The organism is Bacillus sp. FSL K6-1012 (assembly GCF_037964915.1).
Classification (GTDB): domain Bacteria; phylum Bacillota; class Bacilli; order Bacillales; family Bacillaceae; genus Bacillus; species Bacillus halotolerans.
Genome location: NZ_CP150175.1, coordinates 2,666,978 through 2,686,945, shown reverse-complemented (window position 1 = coordinate 2,686,945; position 19,968 = coordinate 2,666,978). Strand labels below are relative to the sequence as shown.

Annotated in this window: 23 protein-coding genes and 2 pseudogenes; 20 read left to right on the top strand and 5 right to left on the bottom strand. The window is 40.7% G+C overall.

Annotation, left to right across the window (positions count from 1 at the left end; translation table 11 throughout):
* Positions 1 to 7 precede the first annotated feature (7 nt).
* From NSS75_RS13910 to NSS75_RS13895, 4 genes are read left to right on the top strand one after another with little or no spacing between them, the layout of a single operon-like run.
* Positions 8 to 445: a DUF6838 family protein gene (locus tag NSS75_RS13910; RefSeq protein WP_095713355.1), complete on the top strand. Its 438-nt coding sequence runs from the start codon at positions 8 to 10 to the stop codon at positions 443 to 445.
* Positions 442 to 633 carry a hypothetical protein gene (locus NSS75_RS13905; protein WP_033880532.1) on the top strand — a complete coding sequence of 64 codons (192 nt, stop codon included), beginning with the start codon at positions 442 to 444 and terminating at the stop codon, positions 631 to 633. Before NSS75_RS13910 ends, NSS75_RS13905 begins: the two co-directional genes overlap by 4 nt.
* Positions 634 to 2,034: a phage tail sheath family protein gene (locus NSS75_RS13900; RefSeq protein ID WP_339233429.1), complete on the top strand. Its 1,401-nt coding sequence runs from the start codon at positions 634 to 636 to the stop codon at positions 2,032 to 2,034.
* Positions 2,035 to 2,036: 2 nt separating this feature from the next.
* Positions 2,037 to 2,480, top strand: coding sequence for a phage tail tube protein (locus NSS75_RS13895; protein ID WP_015714312.1), 444 nt, complete (start codon positions 2,037 to 2,039; stop codon positions 2,478 to 2,480).
* A gap of 348 nt (positions 2,481 to 2,828) precedes the next feature.
* On the opposite strand, the gene bsrH is transcribed toward NSS75_RS13895, so the two are convergent.
* Both bsrH and NSS75_RS13885 read right to left on the bottom strand, forming a co-directional pair.
* Positions 2,829 to 2,918 (bottom strand): type I toxin-antitoxin system toxin BsrH, encoded by a 90-nt coding sequence (gene bsrH, locus NSS75_RS13890; RefSeq protein ID WP_075058862.1) that lies wholly within the window; start codon positions 2,916 to 2,918, stop codon positions 2,829 to 2,831.
* 383 nt (positions 2,919 to 3,301) lie between these two features.
* On the bottom strand, positions 3,302 to 3,460 hold the full coding sequence (locus tag NSS75_RS13885; RefSeq protein ID WP_268284202.1) for a hypothetical protein: 159 nt from the start codon (positions 3,458 to 3,460) through the stop codon (positions 3,302 to 3,304).
* Between the two features lie 171 nt (positions 3,461 to 3,631).
* Between NSS75_RS13885 and NSS75_RS13880 the strand changes: the two genes are divergently transcribed.
* The 16 genes and pseudogenes from NSS75_RS13880 (at position 3,632) to NSS75_RS13805 (ending at position 17,155) form a co-directional block, all read left to right on the top strand.
* Complete coding sequence (locus tag NSS75_RS13880; protein ID WP_268472373.1) at positions 3,632 to 4,081, top strand: phage portal protein; 450 nt, start codon at positions 3,632 to 3,634, stop codon at positions 4,079 to 4,081.
* Between the two features lie 41 nt (positions 4,082 to 4,122).
* Positions 4,123 to 4,260 (top strand): hypothetical protein, encoded by a 138-nt coding sequence (locus NSS75_RS13875; RefSeq protein ID WP_289859369.1) that lies wholly within the window; start codon positions 4,123 to 4,125, stop codon positions 4,258 to 4,260.
* 2 nt (positions 4,261 to 4,262) lie between these two features.
* Positions 4,263 to 9,013: pseudogene (locus tag NSS75_RS13870) on the top strand (phage tail tape measure protein).
* A complete protein-coding gene (locus NSS75_RS13865) occupies positions 9,006 to 9,665 on the top strand; it encodes a LysM peptidoglycan-binding domain-containing protein (protein WP_339233423.1) in 660 nt (219 codons plus the stop codon). The pseudogene NSS75_RS13870 and the gene NSS75_RS13865 overlap by 8 nt, the downstream one beginning before the upstream one ends.
* A 13-nt stretch (positions 9,666 to 9,678) precedes the next feature.
* Positions 9,679 to 10,659, top strand: a complete 981-nt coding sequence (locus NSS75_RS13860) for a phage portal protein (RefSeq protein WP_339233421.1) — start codon at positions 9,679 to 9,681, stop codon at positions 10,657 to 10,659.
* A complete protein-coding gene (locus NSS75_RS13855) occupies positions 10,656 to 10,922 on the top strand; it encodes a DUF2577 family protein (RefSeq protein ID WP_010330118.1) in 267 nt (88 codons plus the stop codon). Before NSS75_RS13860 ends, NSS75_RS13855 begins: the two co-directional genes overlap by 4 nt.
* A gap of 12 nt (positions 10,923 to 10,934) precedes the next feature.
* Positions 10,935 to 11,360: a DUF2634 domain-containing protein gene (locus NSS75_RS13850; RefSeq protein ID WP_339233420.1), complete on the top strand. Its 426-nt coding sequence runs from the start codon at positions 10,935 to 10,937 to the stop codon at positions 11,358 to 11,360.
* Positions 11,353 to 12,399: a baseplate J/gp47 family protein gene (locus tag NSS75_RS13845; protein WP_268407677.1), complete on the top strand. Its 1,047-nt coding sequence runs from the start codon at positions 11,353 to 11,355 to the stop codon at positions 12,397 to 12,399. Before NSS75_RS13850 ends, NSS75_RS13845 begins: the two co-directional genes overlap by 8 nt.
* Entirely contained in the window at positions 12,383 to 12,961 is a 579-nt protein-coding gene (locus NSS75_RS13840; RefSeq protein ID WP_095432548.1) for a putative phage tail protein, read from the top strand. Before NSS75_RS13845 ends, NSS75_RS13840 begins: the two co-directional genes overlap by 17 nt.
* Complete coding sequence (locus NSS75_RS13835) at positions 12,958 to 13,230, top strand: hypothetical protein (RefSeq protein ID WP_003229942.1); 273 nt, start codon at positions 12,958 to 12,960, stop codon at positions 13,228 to 13,230. Before NSS75_RS13840 ends, NSS75_RS13835 begins: the two co-directional genes overlap by 4 nt.
* A gap of 2 nt (positions 13,231 to 13,232) precedes the next feature.
* Positions 13,233 to 14,333 (top strand): hypothetical protein, encoded by a 1,101-nt coding sequence (locus tag NSS75_RS13830; protein ID WP_339233415.1) that lies wholly within the window; start codon positions 13,233 to 13,235, stop codon positions 14,331 to 14,333.
* A gap of 9 nt (positions 14,334 to 14,342) precedes the next feature.
* Positions 14,343 to 14,678: an XkdW family protein gene (locus tag NSS75_RS13825; RefSeq protein ID WP_339233413.1), complete on the top strand. Its 336-nt coding sequence runs from the start codon at positions 14,343 to 14,345 to the stop codon at positions 14,676 to 14,678.
* Positions 14,675 to 14,839, top strand: a complete 165-nt coding sequence (locus NSS75_RS13820; RefSeq protein WP_003229944.1) for an XkdX family protein — start codon at positions 14,675 to 14,677, stop codon at positions 14,837 to 14,839. The genes NSS75_RS13825 and NSS75_RS13820 overlap by 4 nt, the downstream gene beginning before the upstream one ends.
* 91 nt (positions 14,840 to 14,930) lie before the next feature.
* Entirely contained in the window at positions 14,931 to 15,824 is an 894-nt protein-coding gene (locus NSS75_RS13815; RefSeq protein ID WP_339233411.1) for a phage portal protein, read from the top strand.
* A 46-nt stretch (positions 15,825 to 15,870) separates the two neighbouring features.
* Positions 15,871 to 16,293 (top strand): holin family protein, encoded by a 423-nt coding sequence (locus tag NSS75_RS13810; RefSeq protein ID WP_339233409.1) that lies wholly within the window; start codon positions 15,871 to 15,873, stop codon positions 16,291 to 16,293.
* A 43-nt stretch (positions 16,294 to 16,336) separates the two neighbouring features.
* The gene (locus NSS75_RS13805) at positions 16,337 to 17,155 is read left to right on the top strand and encodes an N-acetylmuramoyl-L-alanine amidase (RefSeq protein WP_339233407.1); all 819 of its coding nucleotides are present in this window, start codon (positions 16,337 to 16,339) and stop codon (positions 17,153 to 17,155) included.
* Positions 17,156 to 17,193: 38 nt separating this feature from the next.
* Here the strand turns inward: NSS75_RS13805 and NSS75_RS13800 are convergent, their stop codons facing one another.
* The 3 genes and pseudogenes from NSS75_RS13800 to NSS75_RS13790 form a co-directional block, all read right to left on the bottom strand.
* On the bottom strand, positions 17,194 to 17,493 hold the full coding sequence (locus NSS75_RS13800; RefSeq protein ID WP_080529577.1) for a contact-dependent growth inhibition system immunity protein: 300 nt from the start codon (positions 17,491 to 17,493) through the stop codon (positions 17,194 to 17,196).
* Between the two features lie 4 nt (positions 17,494 to 17,497).
* Positions 17,498 to 19,378 (bottom strand): T7SS effector LXG polymorphic toxin, encoded by a 1,881-nt coding sequence (locus NSS75_RS13795; RefSeq protein WP_339233405.1) that lies wholly within the window; start codon positions 19,376 to 19,378, stop codon positions 17,498 to 17,500.
* A 368-nt stretch (positions 19,379 to 19,746) separates the two neighbouring features.
* Positions 19,747 to 19,906, bottom strand: a pseudogene (locus NSS75_RS13790) (hypothetical protein).
* Positions 19,907 to 19,968 lie beyond the last annotated feature (62 nt).

Sequence of the window (19,968 nt, the reverse complement as noted above, 5' to 3'; positions counted from 1 at the left end):
TGCTGCCATGAATCAAGAAGTAGGTTCAATTATGGGCTATCTATACAAACTGTATCCTGTTCAAGTGTATGAAGAAGAAATACCACAGAACTTTGCTGTTCCGTCTCTTTACTTTCCACCGGCTTCCACGGTCGATGGGGCGGACACAGTATCTACGTTTCAGAAAGCCTATATTTTAAACGTAAAACTCTTTCACGAAAACGCACAGAAGGCTCATAATGAAGCAGAAAGGATTGTGGATACACTTAGAAGCAAAAGGGGCATAATTCCGCTTATACAAGAATCTGGCGAGGATACAGGTGATTTTATTCGGCTATCTCGAATAGAAACGCGGGTATCAGATGATTACGCGACCATTGTCTTAAACTGGACGAGCCGCTATTGGTATGAGCGAGAAGAACAGCGTTCAATAGATGGTTTTAAATTTAAAAGTGGGGTGAAATGATGGCCACTAAAAAAGAGAAAGCAGAAAATGCTTTTTATATTAAGGATTTGCGAGAGCACAGTCGAGAGCTCTTTGGGGTAAAACCCGAGGTGTTTGACGGTGCTCTTTTTCATGTTCATAAAACGAGTATTACAAAATCGGAAGCGAAGAAGTTGATTACTCAGTTTCTTCAAAAGGAGGTCAAATAGATGAACGGCGGAACATTCACACCCGGCAAGGAAAAAGAGCGTGCCGGTATTTACTTTAACTTCAAAACGACCGCGGAGAACCGTGTTTCTGCCGGAGAACGTGGAACAGTTGCGCTGCCGATAGCATCCAGCTGGGGTGAGGTTAAGAAATTCATTTCTATCTCTTCCATCGAGGACTTGAATAAAAAAGTAGGGTTGAATATTGATGATCCATCGCTATTGCTTTTACGTGAAGCAATGAAAAAGGCAAGTACAGTCTTGCTTTATCGTCTGACGGAAGGTCTTCGTGCTTCAGCAGACATTAGCGAAGGTGTAAAAGCTACTGCTCTTTATGGCGGCACAAAGGGTAATGACATCATTATCAGCATCACTGAGAACGTTATTGACTCTTTGAAAGTTGATGTCACTACCTACCTTGATCAGTCAGAAGTGGATAAACAAACAGTGTCTAAAGCTGAAGAGCTTAAACAAAATAACTATGTCACGTTTACAGGGAAAGGTGATTTAACAGTCACTATTCCGTTAACCGGTACGGCCCCTGAAGACATTAGCGGGGCTCTTCCGGCATCTTCCGGAATCCGCTTGTCAGGCGGGACAGACAAAACACCGACAAATGCCGATTATACAGCTTTCTTGGAAGCGGCTGAAACGGAATACTTTGACACAATCGCACTGCCTGTAGAGGATAACGAGCAATTAAAAGCAACGTTTGTTGCGTTTATCAAACGGCTGAGAGACAACCAAGGGCAAAAGGTTCAAGGTGTACTTTCAAATTATAAGGGAGACCATGAGGGTATTATCAATGTAACTGGTGGAGTCCTACTTGAAAATGGAACGGAGATCACTCCTGAAAAAGCTACGGCTTGGGTTGCCGGCGCGAGTGCGGGGGCTACATTTAATCAATCACTTACATTTGTAGAATACGAGGGAGCTGTAGATGTTCTTAACCGAATTGACAACGACGAAATCGTTGAACGATTGTCAAATGGGGAATTCTTGTTTACTTATGATTCTCGTGATAAATCAGTATCGGTTGAAAAGGACATTAATTCACTCACAAGCCTAACAGCTGAGAAAAATAAGATGTTCCAGAAAAACAAAATTGTCCGTGTACTTGATGCAATCAATAATGACCTGACATCTCAATTGAAAGCATTGATCAAGTCTCGCAAAGCAAGCGGCAGTGACGTTCCCGCTACAAATGACGGATTGCAGTTTGTAAAAACACTGATTACTCAATACTTGAGTGTTCTTCAAGATAACGGGGGCATTACTGATTTTGATTCAGAGAATGACATTACAATTGCTCTGAATAATGATCGTGACGGCTTCCTGATTGATCTTGCAGTTCAACCGGTGGATGCAGCTGAAAAATTCTACTTTAATGTTGAGGTGAAATAGGAATGGCATTAAAAGCGCAAAACACCATTTCAGGTAAAGAGGGCAGGCTGTTTCTTGATGGAGAAGAAATGGCCCATATCAAAACTTTTGAGGCCAATGTGGAGAAAAATAAATCCGAGGTCAATATCATGGGCCGTCGGATGACGGGGCACAAAACGACTGGAGCAAATGGAACGGGAACAGCCACTTTTTATAAAGTGACTTCTCAATTTGTTCTTATTATGATGGATTATGTGAAAAAGGGAAGCGATCCTTATTTCACGTTGCAAGCTGTACTGGATGACGCATCTTCCGGTCGAGGTACTGAACGTGTCACTTTATATGATGTAAACTTTGACTCAGCGAAAATCGCCGGACTTGATGTGGACTCTGAAGCATTAGAGGAAGAAGTACCATTTACTTTCGAAGACTTTGATGTTCCTGAAAAGCTTAAGGAAACTTTTTAAGAATCAACTGTAATGCATTTCAATTCTTCTTGAAAAATTTTAGAGGAAACTCGTATCATCTAGGGAAAACTAGTAGAATCTAATACATAACCACTTGATAACGTTGTGGTAAAGTGGTTAAAATAGTATTATCAATACTATAGGTATTTCACGAATACCTATGTAATGCATTTCATTTCTTTTAGTTTTCCATGTATTTCTTTCCAAAGAAATGCATAAAATAAAAGAGACCCGGTTGCCGCCGGGTCAGTATAAATGTTGGCCTATCAAGAGGGCTGGCTTAACAACTTCATGAAAGTATTTAGGATAGACTTTACCCTTTAACTTTGCCGAGCTCAAGGGGTGGGTCTATTTCTTCTTTATATAAGTCAACAGGGCAATTATAAATGACCCGAAAGCAAGCATAAGCATTAATGCTTGAAATGTTGACACGTGCATCACCCCCTTTCATGAGGGAGTGAGCCAGACCGCCCTTGAGATGTTGAAAGCCAATATTCATTTATACTAAACCATATTGTACCATAACACTTTCATAATCCGAGGGTTTTTAATAAAAGAAAAAGGGTTAAGGCTTCTATGATCAGGTCGTTTTGAACTCATAGATAAAAAAAGTAACAAATAAAAGATACAAATAATTATATAATCAATATATATTCATGTTATAATGGTGCCAAGCAAAAGTATTGCAATTAATCGCGTAAGTTTATAGGTAGCACTAAATTGCAACAATACAACTTGTTAACGTGTATTTCTTTCTTGAGAAATGCATAAAATAAAAAAAGATAGAGTGCTGCAACACTCTATCTTTTAGGATTTGCTATTTAAGCATCCGTTTGTTTTGGACACTCATTGCTAGCCGCAGGGGTGTCTTTCTTTTTAAATGTGAAAATAAAGGTCAAAAAAGCCAAAACCACAGTCACAACACTGCCAAGTAAATTGGCAAAGTTTATAATGACCATAAATGTTTCATAGGCAGACATATGAATTCACCTCCCTTTTAACGAATATAAATTAAGCAATGATTGTATGGAGGGACTTACATGCTGCATAAGGCAGCTTATCTAGTATTATAACTGAAATAATTGGAAAGGCATATTTTTTATAGAAAATATGCCTTTTTTATTTCCATTTTTGAAAAGGAGCTAATAAACATGAGCGAAAAACAAAACGAAAAAACATATGATCTTTCATTCTTTATGCCAGGAAAAACAATCGAAGCTGAAGAGGTTGAAGTGCCTATCTCAAAGCGGTTTGTAGATAAGCAAGGAAAGGTGATTCCGTTCGTATTCAAAGCTATTACGACAGAACGCATTGATGAGTTGGAGAAAGAAAACACGACATACAAAAATGTAAAAGGCCGAGGTCGCGTAAAGGAGTTGGACAGCCAACGCTTTTATGCTCGTATTGCGGTTGAAACGACTGTTTACCCGAACTTTAAAGCTAAGGAACTACGTGAGGCCTACAAAACAGAAGATCCAGTGGAAGTCGCCAAACGTGTTCTTTCTGTCGGCGGTGAGTATGCAAACTGGCTGAACAAAGCAATTGAAATCAACGGCTTTGATGATGATCTCGAAGACCTTGAAGAAACAGCAAAAAACTAGTAAAGGACGGGGACAAAGAGGCTGTATATCTTTATTACGCGATGCATGAGCTCAAATACGCCCCGTCAGAATTAAGAGAACTATATGAGGCACCGCGACAATTCAAGGCGCTCTTATATGGGTTTATCAGTTATAAGCTTGAGCTGTTAGAAGAAGAAGCGAAGAAGGGAGGTAATTAACTATGGCTAAACTAACAGCCACGTTTGAATTACATGATAAGATTTCCTGCAAGCTTCGAATGATACAAGGCAATGCTGAAAGACTTAAGAGGGCCGCTAATGGCCCTCTTATTTTTGACGCTGAAGACCGGACTGAAAGAGTTATGCGGCGAATTGACCGATCTGCCAACCGTTTGACCGGTCGGGCTCGATCGATTGAAGTGGATTTAGATGATCGAGCTTCAAATGGCTTACATTCTATACGTCAGCAAGCTGAGGATCTTACCGAGAGCCGCCATGAGGTGACGGTTTCCGTAAATGATCTAGCTACACCGCGTTTTCGCTTAATCCGTGGAGGTCTGTCTGATTTGAATCGCTCGCACGCTGAGCCAACTGTTTCAGTTCGTGATCGAGCTTCAAACCAATTAGATGAGATCCGTCGTCAAGTGTCCGATGTAGATAGCGAACATGCAGAGCCAACTGTTTCAATTAAGGATAGAGCTTCAGCGGCTCTTGATGCAATTGAAGCGAAAATAGACAGCTTGAAGATGCTACCATTACTCTGGCAGTTGCAGGTGGTTTTTCTGCAGGTTCAATTATGGGTTCTGGTAAAAGTACAATGTCTCAGGATGCTTATGTGTCAGCAACTTCAAACGTTAATAAAAAAGATGTTGCAAGAATGACGGATCAGATCTATTTCAACAATAAAGCGGGCAGTTCTCGGGAAGAAGTCAGTTTATCTCTAAGAAACTTATCGCAACAGACAGGGGCGTCTAAAAAAGCTCTGGCTGAATTGACTGAGTCGTCAAGTAAGATCGCCCAGCTCATGAATGCTGATCAGACAGAGGTAGATCGCGCTTTCAGTTCAATGTATAACAACTTGAAATTGTCCGGGAAACAAAGCGGAGACTTAATTGCTTATGTATATCGGAATGCCGGTGACCAAGCTGACGATTTATTGGACACGATGAATGAATACAGTTCCACCTTTAAAGACTTGAAGCTCACAGGCGGCCAAATTGCAAACGCCATGATAAAAGGAACAAAGGGTGGCGCCAGAAACTTCGATAATCTAGCCGATAGTATGCGTGAGTTTAACATCCGCCGAACCGAAATGTCTGATAGCCAAGTGGACGCATTTAAAACGCTGTTCGGAGCCAAGGAAACTAAGAAAATGTTCAAGGGCTTCAAAGATGGTTCAATAAGCGGAGAGGAAAGTTTATTTAGGGTGGCAAAAGCCCTTTCTAAAGTGAAAGATAAAACAAAGCGGGCTGCTATTGCAACTGAGCTTATTGGAACACAATACGAAGACCTTAAACAGCCGATTTTAGATATGGCTGAGGGTATTGGTACAAGTGCCAAAACAAGCGGTGAATTAGAACGAAGCTTTACGAAACTTCGGGATAATAACCCGATGACACCGGTTAATGATGCCATGAGAGATTTTGAAAGCATATCTAAGGATATGGGAACTTCTCTGCTAACTGGATTAGGGCCAGCCTTTGATAAAATCAGCTCGTACATTAACAGTAAAGAAGGTCAGGAAAAACTTAAAGAGATCAAAAAAGATATTGCCGATCTTGGTGAGGAGATAGGTGGTAAGTTAAACGTAGCCATTGAGTGGAGCGTCAACCATTGGGATGATTTGAAAACAGCGATTAAAGTTGTGATCCCTTCTTTAATTGGGTTGATTGGTTATTTGAAAATACTACGTCCGCTGTTAAAAGGCATAGGTACTGTCGGAAGTGATGCAGCAGGAGTAATCCGAAAGCTAATTCCAAAACGTACTCCTGAAGCTGGCGCTAATACGCGAAGTGAAAGGAGGAACAGAAACAGTAATCGTAATGCCAGCACAAGGACATCCAAAACTGCCATAGGTCCAACGAGTTTGCCTCGAAGCGGCAGCTTAACATGTTGCTGTTGTAGCGATGGAGGTAAAAATGATCGCATTCGTAGAAGACGAGGGAAAAGAGTTTTAGGACGACGCGGTAATCCAAACCGAATGAACCCTTCTGATAGTTCAATTGCTGTGTCATCTGAACGGTTGGAGAGAAGGCGTTCCGGAAGAACTGTAGGTACTAATCCAACCAGAGATTCAAGATCAGCAATAATCACTACGAGATCGGAGCTATACTCAGCTGGTAGAGCTGCAGGCGGTACATCGAAGTTCGGGAAAGTCTTAAGTCCTCTGAAAAGTGTTGGCAAGTTTGCAAAGGGAGTCCCTCTATTAGGAACAGCGTTAGCGGCAACAGATTTAATTGGGATGAATAAAGACAATGTAGGTGAAAAAATTGGATCAGCTGGCGGTGGTCTTGCTGGAGCGGCTACAGGAGCAGCTATTGGCAGTGTTATTCCAGGAGTGGGAACAGCCATTGGTGGAATAGTTGGTGGTATAGCAGGCACCATGGGCGGTTCAAGTTTAGGTAAGGCGTTTGATGGTTCAGAAGTAAAAAAGAAACTAGACAGTACATTATTTGATCAAAAATGGTGGTCTGAAAAATGGTCCGGTATTAAGAGTAATGCGAAGACTTCTCTGAATGGGTTAAGTGATACATGGTCTCATGTAAAAGAAAAGGTGAAGTCTACTTTATTTAATAGTGAATGGTGGTCTGAGAAGTGGTCTGGCGTTAAAAGCTGGGCACAGGACAAATGGAATAGTGCATCATCTGTTTGGGAGTCCGTAAAGGGAAAAATAAAATCCACTTTGTTTAGTGAGAAGTGGTGGTCAGGAAAATGGGAAGGCGTGAAAGGTTGGGCTCAAAGTAAGTGGGACAGCGCGTCTTCTGTTTGGCAATCCGTTAAAGGAAAGCTAAAGTCCACTTTATTTAGCGAGAAATGGTGGTCAGGAAAATGGGAAAGTGTAAAGAGCTGGTCAAAAAATAAATGGGACAATGCTAAATCAATATGGAAAAGTGTTAAGAGTTCCATCTCAGAAACCCTTTTTAGTAAGAAGTGGTGGTCTGAAAAGTGGCAGAGTGTAAAGGAATTGGGAAGCAGTATTTTAGGCGGAGTAAAAGAAGTTGGTGGTAAAGTAGCTTCAAGTGCGAAAAAAACTGCTGGTAAAGCGTGGGGATATGTGAAGAGTGGCGTAAATTATTTATTTGGTACGGGAAAAGAAAAGCCAAAGAAACATGCTACTGGTGGTTACATTACGAAGCCAACGATATCTTGGATTGGTGAAGCTGGTAAAGAGTTTGTTATTCCTGTTGAGAATAATAAAGGTCGCGGCAAAATGCTCCTTTCTCAAGCTGCTTCGAAATTAGGGATGAATGTTGTTGATGATATAGCATCTGCTTCATCTGCAGGAGGTGAACCAACAACTTCCCCGCTAATCCGTAGAGCGGCGGTGACTGCTTCTGTATCTCCTATCATTGACACATCCAGTCTGGATGAACAAGCGACTTCATTTGGTCAACAGTTCACTAAAGGCTTTGATCAAGGAATTGGAGATCATGTTGTTTCTATGGACGCTTGGAAACAGAAAAACGTTTGCCAGCCAATGAACAATTTAATCTCTTATTTTCCGAATTACGGAAAGCAAGTGGTCAATGGATATGCTAAAGGTCAAAACAGCACTTCGACCGGTACAGATAGCTTCTTGCAGACGAAGGTTAAAATGCCATTTCAGAACACTGTTAATAAATCTTCATCATGGGGAAGCGGAACGATCAAAGGTTTTGCTTCCGGACAAAATAGCTCACAAACTGGTACTGATCAATACGTCAGCACTCATATTAACAAGCCGTTTATCCGCTCTAAAGAATCATCAAACGGATGGGGGAGCGGTATGATCGGTAATTTTGTTTCAGGCATGACTTCTAAGGCAAGTGAAGTCAATGAGGCTGCCAAGGAACTGGCGAAAAAAGTTGAGAAGGCATTTCGTGAAGAGCTGGATATTCATTCACCTTCCCGTGTCATGATGAGTCTTGGTCGTTTTGCCTCTATAGGTATTGTAAAAGGTCTGGATTCTGTTGATGTGAAAAAGTTTGCTGAAAAACAAGCAGGCTCACTAGCTGCTGCTTATTCCGGAATGGGTGCAGTAAGCGGGAATGTAAAGCAATGGCTCATGGCTGCTATCATGGCTACAAAGACACCGATGAGCTGGCTTCCAGGGCTGATGACAATTGCTCAGCATGAGTCAGGCGGTAATCCGAAGGCAATCAACTTATGGGATAGTAATGCGAAAGCAGGACATCCATCTCAGGGGCTCATGCAGACAATCCCAAGTACCTTCAACGCACACAAATTGCCGGGCATGAATAATATTCTTAACCCGATTCACAACGCTGCTGCTGCGATTGGCTATATCAAAAGCAGATATGGATCAATTAATAATGTACCAGGCATTAGAAGCATGAGACGCCGTGGACCGTATGTTGGTTATGCGAACGGCGGACTCATTACCAAAGAGCAGATTGCCCTTGTCGGTGAAGGAAACAAACGGGAATGGATCATTCCGGAGGAGCGGGGCATCCGCGGCCGCTATCTGTTAGCTCAAGCAGCTAAAGCGCTCGGAATGGAAGTCACAGACCCATCTCAAACTGGCCAAACTGAATTATCCTCCGGTCAAATAACAGCCGCTACTACAGGCAGCCAACAAACAACAGTTACAGCTGCAGGAGGCAAAGAAGTTGTTATCCAGTTTAATGGTGATCAGCATTTTCACAATGACCAAGACATGAACAGCCTTGTAGCTAAGATTAAGCAGGCCCTTGTCGAGGAGCTTGAACAGGATATCAACATTGGAACGAAGGGAGTCGTTGCTTTTGACTAAATCCATATATGAATTCTGGATGTCACAAGGGAAGGACAAGCTGCGGCTTCCTGTCCTTCCTGAACAAATTGATATTTCAAACACAATTCAAAATGAATCAGTAAAAGTGGCTAGTTTTGGGGAGATCACTTTTATTGATAAACCGGGAGCGAAAGAAATTTCGTTCTATTCTTTTTTTCCAAAGAAACACAGCCCGCTTGCTGAGTATAAGGGATTTCCTTCTCCTGAAAATGCTATTACAAAGATCGAGAAATGGGTGAAATCTAAAAAGCCGGTTCAATTCTTAATTACTGGAACGAAAATTAATTTAACTTGCAGTATCGAGGTTTTTTCTTATAGCGAGGGCCAAAAAGATATAGGTGATCGTGATTATGAAATAAAGCTGAAGGAATACAAAACTGCTTCGCCGCGGAAGATCAAGCAGAAGAAAAAGACGAAGAAGAAACGGCCATCTAAATCAGCTCCTAAAACATACACCGTTAAGAAAGGCGATACACTGTGGGACCTTGCGGGCAAATTTTATGGAGACAGTACAAAATGGCGCAAGATCTGGAACGTCAATAAAAAGGCTATGATCAAACGAAGCAAACGGAATATAAGACAGCCAGGACACTGGATCTTTCCTGGGCAAAAATTAAAGATACCGCAGTAAGCAGGTGATGACAATGATAGAACTTTTCGTCATTAAAGAAACGGAATGGCTTGAGCTGGTGACTGAAAGTGTTTCTCTTGAGGGACAACGGTATCAGGCACCGCGATCAATCACAGCAAAGATCATAACGAAACAAGGAACCCATTCATATTACAGCGTATCAGAAGGGGATACGGTTCTGTTTAAGTGGAAAGGGAAAGAGCTGTTTCGAGGTATTGTGTTTTCTCGCAATCCGGAAGAACATGGGCTGACCTTTACGGCTTATGACATGCTGCAATATCTGGTTAAGAACAAAGATGTTTATGTTTTCTCAAATCAACGTGCAGACGAGATTATAAAACGGTTGGCGCGAGATTTTCAGATTCCGACTACATCCATTGCAAATACGGGTTACACCATTAAATCATTAGTGTTTAAAGATGATACGAGCCTTTATGACATGATTCTGAAAGCCTTGAAACAAACGAAGAGCCAAACAGGAAGGAATTATCAATTATATTCTGCGAAAGGAAAGCTCGGTCTACGAGCTTGGCCAGATCCTTCAGAAGTATGGGTGCTAGAATCGGGTGTGAACATTACTGGTTATCAATACAGCACTTCCATTAATGACACAGCCACAAAAGTAAAGCTCCGCCGGCAGAAAGACAATAAAACATACACAGCCACCGCAAGTGACAGCTCAGGGATCAGTAAATATGGTGTGCTTCAGTATGTCGAAACGGTTTCTGATAACATTAACCAGGCGCAGCTTCAGGAGCGTGCGAAAGTCAAACAGGCACAGAAAAAAGGTGTTAAAAAAGAACTTAAGAGTATTCAAGCGATTGGCATTCCGGATCTTCAGAGCGGCTTGCCCGTCTATATCTCAATTCCGGAAGTCGGGGTTAAGAAAACATACTGGATTGATACAGATAAACACGAATTTAAAGGATCGACACACACGATGACCATTGATGTGGTTGAGAAAAATTCTATCCCTGATGGTGTTTCCTCATGAGATTAAGTGAAGCAATCAAACATTTGGCTGTCGGTGCAGTTGATTCTGAGTCACCGGTGGATATTATGCCGGCTGAAGTGGTTTCCGTTTCTCCTGTTGAAATTAAACTCAATGAAAATGAAAAGCTAATTATTCCGTCTGATTTGATTATTATTCCTAAACGGCTGCGCGCTGGAGGAGATGAAGAACTAAAGATGGGTGAGAATGTGATGGTTGTCTCCTTAAAAGGCGGACAATCATTTTTTATTCTCGACAAAATATAGGGGGTGCCTGGGTTGGCCCTTTCGCCAGAAATTGAATTTGATGATATTGAAGATAACAGCGAAGTCATAGAGACCTCGCAAACCTACAAAATAGATTTTGAAAATGGCTGTATCACAAATGAAATTATCACAGGCCTTGAAGCGATTAAGCAGTTTGTATATCTGTCTCTCCATACTGAGCGATATGCATATTCTGTTTACAGTCATGACATTGGAAATGAGCTTCAAGACGTGCTGGCAGATAACGAAACAACAGACGCATATAAGAAAATGGAGATCCCTCGGCTGATAGAGGAAGCACTGATCTATGACGACCGAATTTCTGCTGTTACAGATTTTGAAATAGATAAACAAGGCGAATCGTTCCGTGTCTCCTTTACAGTCGAAACTGACGAAGGAACATTGGAGATCGAGGAGGTGCTTGGCGAAGATGTTTGAAGATCAAACCTTTGAAGTGATTATGGATCGTATGTTGAACAGCATTTCAGCGGACATTGATACAAGGGAAGGCAGCGTGATTTATAATGCCTTAGCTCCTGCAGCCGCAGAATTGGCCAAGTCTTACATTTGGCTCGATACGGTGCTGGAACTTGTCTTCTCGGACACAGCACAAGGAGAATTCTTAGATCGTCGTGCTACTGAAGCCGGCATCGAGCGAACGGCTGCCACAAAAGCAGTCAGGGCAGCGGAGTTTACTGAAGGTGTGACCATTCCTGTAGGCTCTCGCTTTTATGTTGATAATCTTTATTTTCAATACACAGTTGACGGGACGTTGGAATGTGAAACAGCCGGAGAAGCGGGGAACGCGAATATTTCTGGCCAGAATCTATTGTCATTAGACACTATACCTGGGCTTCAAAAAGCGATTGTGAAAGAGATTCTGATTCCTGGACGTGAAGAAGAGGATGATGACAGTTTAAGAGCTAGATATTTTACCCGCGTGCGTCGAGAAGCTGTCAGTGCCAATAAAGCACACTATAAACAATGGGCTGAAGAAGTAGACGGAGTGGGGAAGGCAAAGATCTTTCCGCTTTGGAACGGGGACGGCACAGTCAAAATTGTCGTGACTAATGCTAACTTGGAACCTGCTTCCGATATTTTGATTTCTAAGGTTAAAAACTATATTGATCCTGAACCCGGACAAGGTGAGGGACAAGCGCCAATAGGTGCCTTTGTCACAGTGGAGAGTGCGGTATGGAAAGAGGTTGAGATTTCAGCCGAGGTACTTCCCGAGGTCAATAGCTCTATCGAACAGGTAAAGCAAGAAATCGAATCAGGTGTTTTAAATCTCTTTAAAAAGATTGCTTTTGAAGATAACGTTATCCGTTTATCGCAGATTAATAATATCGTCTACAATTCACCTTCAGTAAGTGATTACGCAGATATTAAAATCAACGGCGTGGCCGAAAATTTGGTTCTGAGTGATGTCGAAATCCCTAAATTGGGGCAGGTGAACATCATTGAGCAAACTCGATGAAATGACTTCTTACCTGCCGCCGTTTCTTACCAAATTAAAGGAAATGGCTGAACTTCTTAAAGCGGAAGCTCCGGAATTTGAGAAGCAAAATAACAGTATCTTTGATCTGACAGATCAGCTGTTTGTTACTACGGCAACCTGGGGGCTTGAACGATGGGAAAAGATTTTGAACGTAATGCGGGAATCAGGTGACACCGATGAGATCCGCCGATTGCGTCTAATCTCTAAAATGTCCAACATACCCCCCGCAACATATAGGGCCATTGAACACGCGTTGAACCGGTTCCTGAAAAATCCGTCAGCTCAGGTTCGGCTGCTTCCCGGAGAGTACCGTTTTAATGTTGATATTGATATAGATGATATGCAGCATATGAGCGAGCTCATAGAAACATTGGAGAATATGAAGCCAGCTCATTTGGCATATACCTTGCGAGCTGCTTTGAATGAGCCACTCCAAATAAAAGATACTGTCATTTTGAATAACAGAAGGTATCGAAAAGCAAGTGAGCTAAAGGTAGGTTATTCCGTCACGCTCAATAATAACGAGGTGGTCCTTGTATGATTACACAGCTTTATAGAGAGCGTACAGCTGCAGATTTGAAAAATAGAATATCGAAAGTGCTGCTGAATGGAAATGAAACAGAAATTGTGGAACTCACCATTCAGGGTGCCGTTGTCACGGTGCTTACTCAACGAGAGGAAGACATCAAACATATTAAGAGTGTTCAGATACTTGATGATCAAAACAACGTGATTACGGAAAGAACAACAGATTTAGACGTTAGTAATAATAGAACGCTAGATTTTAGGATTACTTTTGAGGTGGTGTAACAATGGCTTATGATGCAAAAACAGATTGGCTCCCGGACGATCCGATTAATGAAGATGATGTGAACCGTTGGGAGAAAGGCATTCAAGATGCGCATAAAGATTTAGCTGTACATAAAAATGACATGAACAACCCTCACAATACAACAAAGGCGCAAATCGGGCTAGGGAACGTTGATAATGTACAGCAAGCTTCGAAAAAAGAATTTGAAGAGCATCGTAATGATTTACAACGGCACATTACACCAGTGGAACGGGAGAATTGGAATGCAAAAGAAACAATTGTCGGAGCTCAGGAAAAAGCGGATAAGGCTTTATCGGATGCAAAATATTACGTGGATACCAACTATAAAAATAACAATCTGACGTTAATTACTGGAGACAATGCTATTCAAGATGCAAGAACAGGAGGGGAAGAATATCCTTTAGGACTGACCTTAATGGACATTGGGCAGGGAAATACTACAGGCTACCCCTTGGGTTATGGCATTGTCAAAAATGAAAAATATAATAATTACGGTTTCACTCAATACTTTTACGGAACAGGGAATGAGTCTGGGACTTACTATGACAGTACAGGAGTTTGGATTAGACACTGGTGGAGTGGTTCAGGCTGGACTCCGTGGCAAAAGATATCAGGTTTTGCTCATGCGAATATTGGAACTACAGGTGTTCAGTATTTGAAAAAGATTGATCACACTAAAATTGCATTTAACAGGGTCATCAAGGATAGCCATAATGCTTTTGATACTAAAAACAATCGATTTATTGCTCCGTACGATGGAATGTACTTAATCGGGGCAAGTATATATACCTTAAATTATACATCTTATATAAACTTTCATTTGAAGGTTTACCTAAATGGAAAAGCATATAAAACACTGCACCATGTAAGAGGAGACTTTCAGGAAAAGGATAATGGGATGAATCTTGGTTTAAACGGCAATGCGACTGTACCCATGAATAAAGGAGATTACGTTGAAATCTGGTGCTACTGTAATTATGGAGGAGACGAAACACTGAAAAGGGCAGTAGATGATAAAAATGGTGTATTTAACTTTTTTGATATACAAGAACTTGGAGGCCGAAACTATCCAAGATTTTAGGAGGTAACGATGAATATAGGCGAAGCTATTCTTTTTAAATACCCAACAGCTGATCCAACAAAGGATTTTATTGTCCAGAATAATGGTGACGGAACTCCCTCATATATAGCAGAGTGGAATATTAGGGCACCTATACCAACTGAAGCAGAGTTAAAATCTTGGTGGGAAGAGCTTCATAATACATCTGCATATGAACCACCAGTTCAAGTGGATCTACTCGCGCAAGAGTTATCGCAGGAAAAACTGGCTCGTAAACAGCTTGAAGAATTAAACCAAACTTTGGGAAGTGAGCTTTCAAAAATAAAGTTGCAACTGCTTACTCTACAAGGAGGGAAAGATTCATGAATTATTGGGTGCTGGCTTTGCATTATAACTGGGCTTCTTCTGAAATGGTGAAACAGGCAATTCATCTCAAAGATTGCTCGCCCGAAGATTTACAGGAAGGAATAGAGAAAAAACTCATTACAGCTGAACAGTATAAAGAGATCACAGGAGAAGCCATTTAGGGCTTTTTTATTTTGCCTTAAAGGGGGTGGTTCCGTTGTAAACCCATGCTTACCACTAATGATCATGATCTTATAGCAAGGAGGATTTTTAATGGCATCATATAGTTTTCAATTTCCAACAGATGTAACCGGTAAGCCGGGGGCAGCCAAGCCATACAGAGAAGGAAACAGAGATTTTGTTGTGCCGGTAGCTTCAATTTCCGGTAATGCAGAGCTGCTGACGAACGCAGTTTTAAAAGCCACTGAAGTATACACGCAATATGGTCAAGATCGATTAGGTCAGGTTTTAATTTCAAAAGTAAAAGGTCACGCTTATTCTGATCGTGAAGGTACCTTATTCATTGAAGAAAGTAACGATATGAATTCATGGACTACAGTCTCTTCGTTGGTTGTCAAAGCAAATACACTTGGCGAGACTGAATGGGTTCATTTAACTAAACGCTATTTCCGTTTCAGATACGGAAATGGTAACCTGCAGCAATCTGAATTTTTACTATACCAGTCACTGGGCGCAGGTGAAGAGGATATAAACATTAACCACACTGTTCCTATTACAGCAGTTGCTCCGTTCTCAGTCCAGTTAGATAAAAGCAGCTTAACTGATGATGGTCGTTTAAAAGTTCAGACTGAAGGCCTGAACCTTAGCTCATTAGACACTCAAGCAAAAACAATGGATATTGTCTTTCACGATAAAACAGAAACCATAGGTGAGGGTAACCGATTCACCGTTGGATCATTTAAAACGTTACTCATTGAAGTTTATGGGACGGCTGAGACAAGTGAATTGAAATTCTGGGGTAAATCCTTATCGGGAACAAAAAGAGCCTTGAGAGGGCAAAAAGTGGATGACGGAACATTTGCCACTAGCACAAAAGGAAAATCTGAAGCCTGGTCTTTTGACATTTCCGGTTTTAAAGAAATTGTTATGGAGCTTACAGCTTTAACAAATGGAAACTTTTCAGTTAGAGGGACGGCCGTCTCATAAGATCCGGCTGTCCTATTTTTATTTGCCTCGGAGGAGGTGATTAGAAATGGAGGAGACAAGTTTGTTTATCAATTTTGAAACATTAGATTTAGCAAGAGTATATTTATTTGGAGGGGTGAAGTACCTTGATTTACTTCTAGTTCTTAGCATAATAGACGTTTTAACAGGAGTAATTAAGGCATGGAAATTCAAGAAACTGCGAAGCCGGAGCGCATGGTTTGGCTATGTCCGCAAGCTACTCAATTTCTTTGCGGTCATTTTAGCAAACGTTATTGATACAGTCCTCAATTTAAACGGTGTCCTAACCTTTGGTACAGTTCTTTTTTATATTGCTAATGAAGGATTGTCAATAACTGAAAACTTAGCACAGATCGGTGTTAAAATCCCATCAACAATAACAGATCGATTACAAACAATTGAGAACGAAAAAGAACAGAGTAAGAATAGCGCAGACAAAGCTGCTGGCTAAGCCAGTGGCTTTTTTATTATGTAGACAGAAGGAGAGAGGATATATGCCAATCAAAGTTGTTAAAAATCTAGTCTCTAAATCAAAATATGGATTGAAATGTCCTAATCCAATGAAAGCTGAATACATCACTATTCACAACACTGCGAATGATGCTTCAGCAGCCAATGAGATTTCTTACATGAAGAATAACTCTAGCTCAACGAGTTTTCACTTTGCGGTAGACGATAAACAAGTCATTCAAGGAATTCCAACGAATCGAAATGCATGGCACACAGGAGATGGAACAAACGGTACAGGGAATCGTAAGTCGATTGGTGTCGAAATTTGTTATAGCAAGTCAGGAGGGGCACGATATAAGGCAGCGGAAAAGCTTGCTATTAAGTTTGTGGCACAGCTGCTTAAAGAACGAGGATGGGGTGTTGACCGTGTCCGCAAGCATCAAGACTGGAACGGTAAGTATTGTCCGCATCGTATTTTGTCAGAGGGAAGATGGAATCAAGTTAAGGCTGCCATTGAAAAAGAATTAAAGTCGCTAGGTGGGAAAATAAGTACAAGCAAAACAAGTACAGCTAAAAAGAAAACAACAAGCTCAAGTAGCAAGAAAACGTCATATACGCTGCATTCTGGCATCTATAAAGTGACAAGCCCGATGCGAAAAGGAGACGACGTAAGGCAAATTCAAAAAGCACTGGCTGCACTATACTTCTACCCGGATAAAGGAGCTAAGAATAATGGAATTGACGGTGTGTATGGCCCAAAAACAGCAGATGCCGTAAGACGGTTCCAGCTGATGAATGGACTAAATCCTGATGGCATTTATGGACCGAAAACGAAAGCAAAAATAAAAGCACTTTTGAAGTAATAAAAGGTCCCTTGAATTTTCAAGGGACCTTTTATGGATTATAAAGTTTCAATATTCTTTTCTATTTTTTGAATAACTTGTTCGAGCCATACTAATGGAGATACTCCGTAACTACGAATGTCTACTCCGTCAGCAGCTTCATCGATAAAATCATTCTTTTCTTCATCCGTATAATCACTGTTAATAAAATCTTTTAATGCTACTATATCAGTTTCTTGCTCTTCTTTTGGAATCTCTTCTAAGTATTCGTCCAGTGCTGATTCTGGAGTTTCTATATCTTGATGAAAAATACCTCCTAGAAATTGAAAAACAGGTTCGGAAATGTTTGTATCTATCATGGTATCACCTCGTTGGGTAGCCAGTTAATATAAAGCTACCATCTTTGTTCTTTTTCAATATAATTTTAGCATTAGTTAAATCAGTAATTGTATCTTCTCCCTTTGGTATTCCTCTTCCTAAAACTTCATTCCCTTTATAAGAGAGTACTAAAGGCTTTTTCACATCACTATTTAACCATTTTTCTATTTTCGCTTTATTATTTGTGAGAGCACTATTAGCAACTCTTTCTGCAGTTGCTCTATCTTTAAATGATGATGAACCGGATATCTTCTTGTTACTCATTTTGCTCTTATCAAGTCTTTGAATTAGTTCTTCGTCGGTCTTCCCAACATGTCTTTCTATAAGATGCCCGCCTTTTGCCTCATGAGCAGCTAATCCTCCACCAGGTGCGAGAGGGGTACTATCACCTTGTTTGACATTACCGATACCCATGTTGTTAGAAGTTTCAGATTTTCTAAGTACACTCTCTTTTTTATCTTCAATAATCCTTTTTAATAAAGGCGTATTCTTAATATTATATGTATTGTCGATGTCTTGGGCAATCCCGACAAGTGCAAGATCATTCTTATTTCTAACAATAGAATGAATATAGGCTGTTCCCTTTTTAATCCCATTATTCACATGAGAAGCTGCTGTTCCACCTTCAGCCACTTTACCCACTTTTGAGAGCTTAGTAGTGGTTTGTACTGCGGCACCCGCACCTTTTGGTCCAACAATATTGCCGATTGCATAACTGATATAATGTGCTCTTGTGTATGCATCACCATTTATCATTTTATCATTCCATGAATCGGCGATGTTTGTCCAGATTATTTTTGGATAGGAGGGAACGCTTAAGACTGTTGTAATTGTTTTTGTAAGTTTTAGTTCCATAGGAAGCTGTGAATATTCCCAGGCTCCTACAACCAAGTCTTTGATGCCATATATCGTATCGTCAATCGTATCGTTAATCCCATCATTAACACCATCGATGATATCAAATGCTGTCTTACCAGCATTGATTACACTTTCACCGACGGACTTCAACTGTTTTGCTTGTTCTAGCTGCACTACATACTGTAACTGTGCAGGCTCAAGGTTCTCATACCCGATCTTCTTCGCAATTTCTAAATACTCATCCGGATCTGAGACACCATTCGCAAGCTTTTTCTTTAAGTCTTTTATCTCGCGTTCCTTCGCTTCTTCTTTCTTAATCTTCAAATAGGCTTCAGTCTGTTTCTCAATATCGCCTTTTTTCTTATGTATGTCGCTTTCACGGTACGCCTTGGCGTTGTAGTGGATGGGCGTAGCGTTTTTGCCTTTGCCCGTTGCTTCTTGGAGCTTTTGGAAATCTGACTTGATGAATTGTTCATTTGGTTCTGACATAGCATATTCTGTCAGTAAATCTTCGTCAAGATCACCTAGTTTTTCAATTGTTTTTTTGCGTTTGTCATTGGCATCTGCAAGCTCATCCTTGAAGGTTTCTGTTGAAAACAAGTCGAGCGGGAGGATGTCGTCGATATCGTTTAGAATATCTTTCATGGCTTTTTTCTGTTCAGACATGATGGATTTTGATTTTTTATGGGCGTTAGCCAGTTCATGTTCTAGAAAAGATTCCTCAATATAAGCATCAGAGAGGCCTTTGTCCTCGACAGCTCCGGCAATGCTGTTAAAGAATGCGATTTTCATGTCAATGTAGTCAATCCATTGATCAGTGACACAAACATGATCGTGATAGAATGCTTTAATGTTATTAGCGCCTTTACCTGAGAATTCGCTGTCGTCCAGTTCAGCGACGCTTTGTAAAGCTTTTCTCAAGTTGACCATTTGCGTCCTTAGTTCTTTATATTCTTTGGCGCGGTCTGTAGCTTCAGACATAAGTGTTTTAGCTTCAAAGACTTTCATAATCATACCCTCTCATTTAATCATATAACAAAATATTACCATGGAAGAATGATGAAACTAACTGTTATGTAGATCAAATGGTGGAAATGAATCATTCGATCTGTGTCATTTTACCTATTTGCTAATCCTTTCAATGAAAGGGGACTTTCCAATTGTAACATCGCCATCATGAAAAATTTCGATAACGTAGCCAGATTCACTAAACATAAAAGTATCTGATCCAACGGCAGTTACATCATCAATTACGTTTAATGCATGCTCAAGACTGGTTTTTAATGCTGGCTGTTCTCCGTAACCCCAAAGAATAATAATGTTCCTATCTTTAAAATGGTGTTTAGCTAGTCAATCGTAAATCTCTTCCTCGTAAACTATAGATTGATGACAACAAACTTCTTTCCACTTGATTCGTCCCCAAGATGTAAAGGGAAAACTGTTTGAAAGCAGTTCATAATATTTTGCCGTTAATTCTTCTGATAAGATTTCTTTGTTTTTCCCTAGAGCTTCTAAGCATTCATCAAATAAGTCCAAAATGTTCACCTCAAAAGCTTTATGTATGATGGATTTTTTCAGTATCAGAAATAAGAAAAAGC

Bases quoted from the DNA above. Each gene is read 5' to 3' on its own strand.
- NSS75_RS13885 (WP_268284202.1), bottom strand. From the start codon at position 3,460: ATGTCTGCCTATGAAACATTTATGGTCATTATAAACTTTGCCAATTTA.
- NSS75_RS13860 (WP_339233421.1), top strand. From the start codon at position 9,679: ATGATAGAACTTTTCGTCATTAAAGAAACGGAATGGCTTGAGCTGGTG.
- NSS75_RS13910 (WP_095713355.1), top strand. From the start codon at position 8: ATGAATCAAGAAGTAGGTTCAATTATGGGCTATCTATACAAACTGTAT.
- NSS75_RS13845 (WP_268407677.1), top strand. From the start codon at position 11,353: ATGTTTGAAGATCAAACCTTTGAAGTGATTATGGATCGTATGTTGAAC.
- bsrH (WP_075058862.1), bottom strand. From the start codon at position 2,918: ATGCACGTGTCAACATTTCAAGCATTAATGCTTATGCTTGCTTTCGGG.
- NSS75_RS13880 (WP_268472373.1), top strand. From the start codon at position 3,632: ATGAGCGAAAAACAAAACGAAAAAACATATGATCTTTCATTCTTTATG.
- NSS75_RS13820 (WP_003229944.1), top strand. From the start codon at position 14,675: ATGAATTATTGGGTGCTGGCTTTGCATTATAACTGGGCTTCTTCTGAA.
- NSS75_RS13800 (WP_080529577.1), bottom strand. From the start codon at position 17,493: ATGATAGATACAAACATTTCCGAACCTGTTTTTCAATTTCTAGGAGGT.
- NSS75_RS13835 (WP_003229942.1), top strand. From the start codon at position 12,958: ATGATTACACAGCTTTATAGAGAGCGTACAGCTGCAGATTTGAAAAAT.
- NSS75_RS13815 (WP_339233411.1), top strand. From the start codon at position 14,931: ATGGCATCATATAGTTTTCAATTTCCAACAGATGTAACCGGTAAGCCG.
- NSS75_RS13805 (WP_339233407.1), top strand. From the start codon at position 16,337: ATGCCAATCAAAGTTGTTAAAAATCTAGTCTCTAAATCAAAATATGGA.
- NSS75_RS13875 (WP_289859369.1), top strand. From the start codon at position 4,123: ATGCATGAGCTCAAATACGCCCCGTCAGAATTAAGAGAACTATATGAG.
- NSS75_RS13795 (WP_339233405.1), bottom strand. From the start codon at position 19,378: ATGAAAGTCTTTGAAGCTAAAACACTTATGTCTGAAGCTACAGACCGC.
- NSS75_RS13810 (WP_339233409.1), top strand. From the start codon at position 15,871: ATGGAGGAGACAAGTTTGTTTATCAATTTTGAAACATTAGATTTAGCA.
- NSS75_RS13830 (WP_339233415.1), top strand. From the start codon at position 13,233: ATGGCTTATGATGCAAAAACAGATTGGCTCCCGGACGATCCGATTAAT.
- NSS75_RS13825 (WP_339233413.1), top strand. From the start codon at position 14,343: ATGAATATAGGCGAAGCTATTCTTTTTAAATACCCAACAGCTGATCCA.
- NSS75_RS13855 (WP_010330118.1), top strand. From the start codon at position 10,656: ATGAGATTAAGTGAAGCAATCAAACATTTGGCTGTCGGTGCAGTTGAT.
- NSS75_RS13900 (WP_339233429.1), top strand. From the start codon at position 634: ATGAACGGCGGAACATTCACACCCGGCAAGGAAAAAGAGCGTGCCGGT.
- NSS75_RS13895 (WP_015714312.1), top strand. From the start codon at position 2,037: ATGGCATTAAAAGCGCAAAACACCATTTCAGGTAAAGAGGGCAGGCTG.
- NSS75_RS13905 (WP_033880532.1), top strand. From the start codon at position 442: ATGATGGCCACTAAAAAAGAGAAAGCAGAAAATGCTTTTTATATTAAG.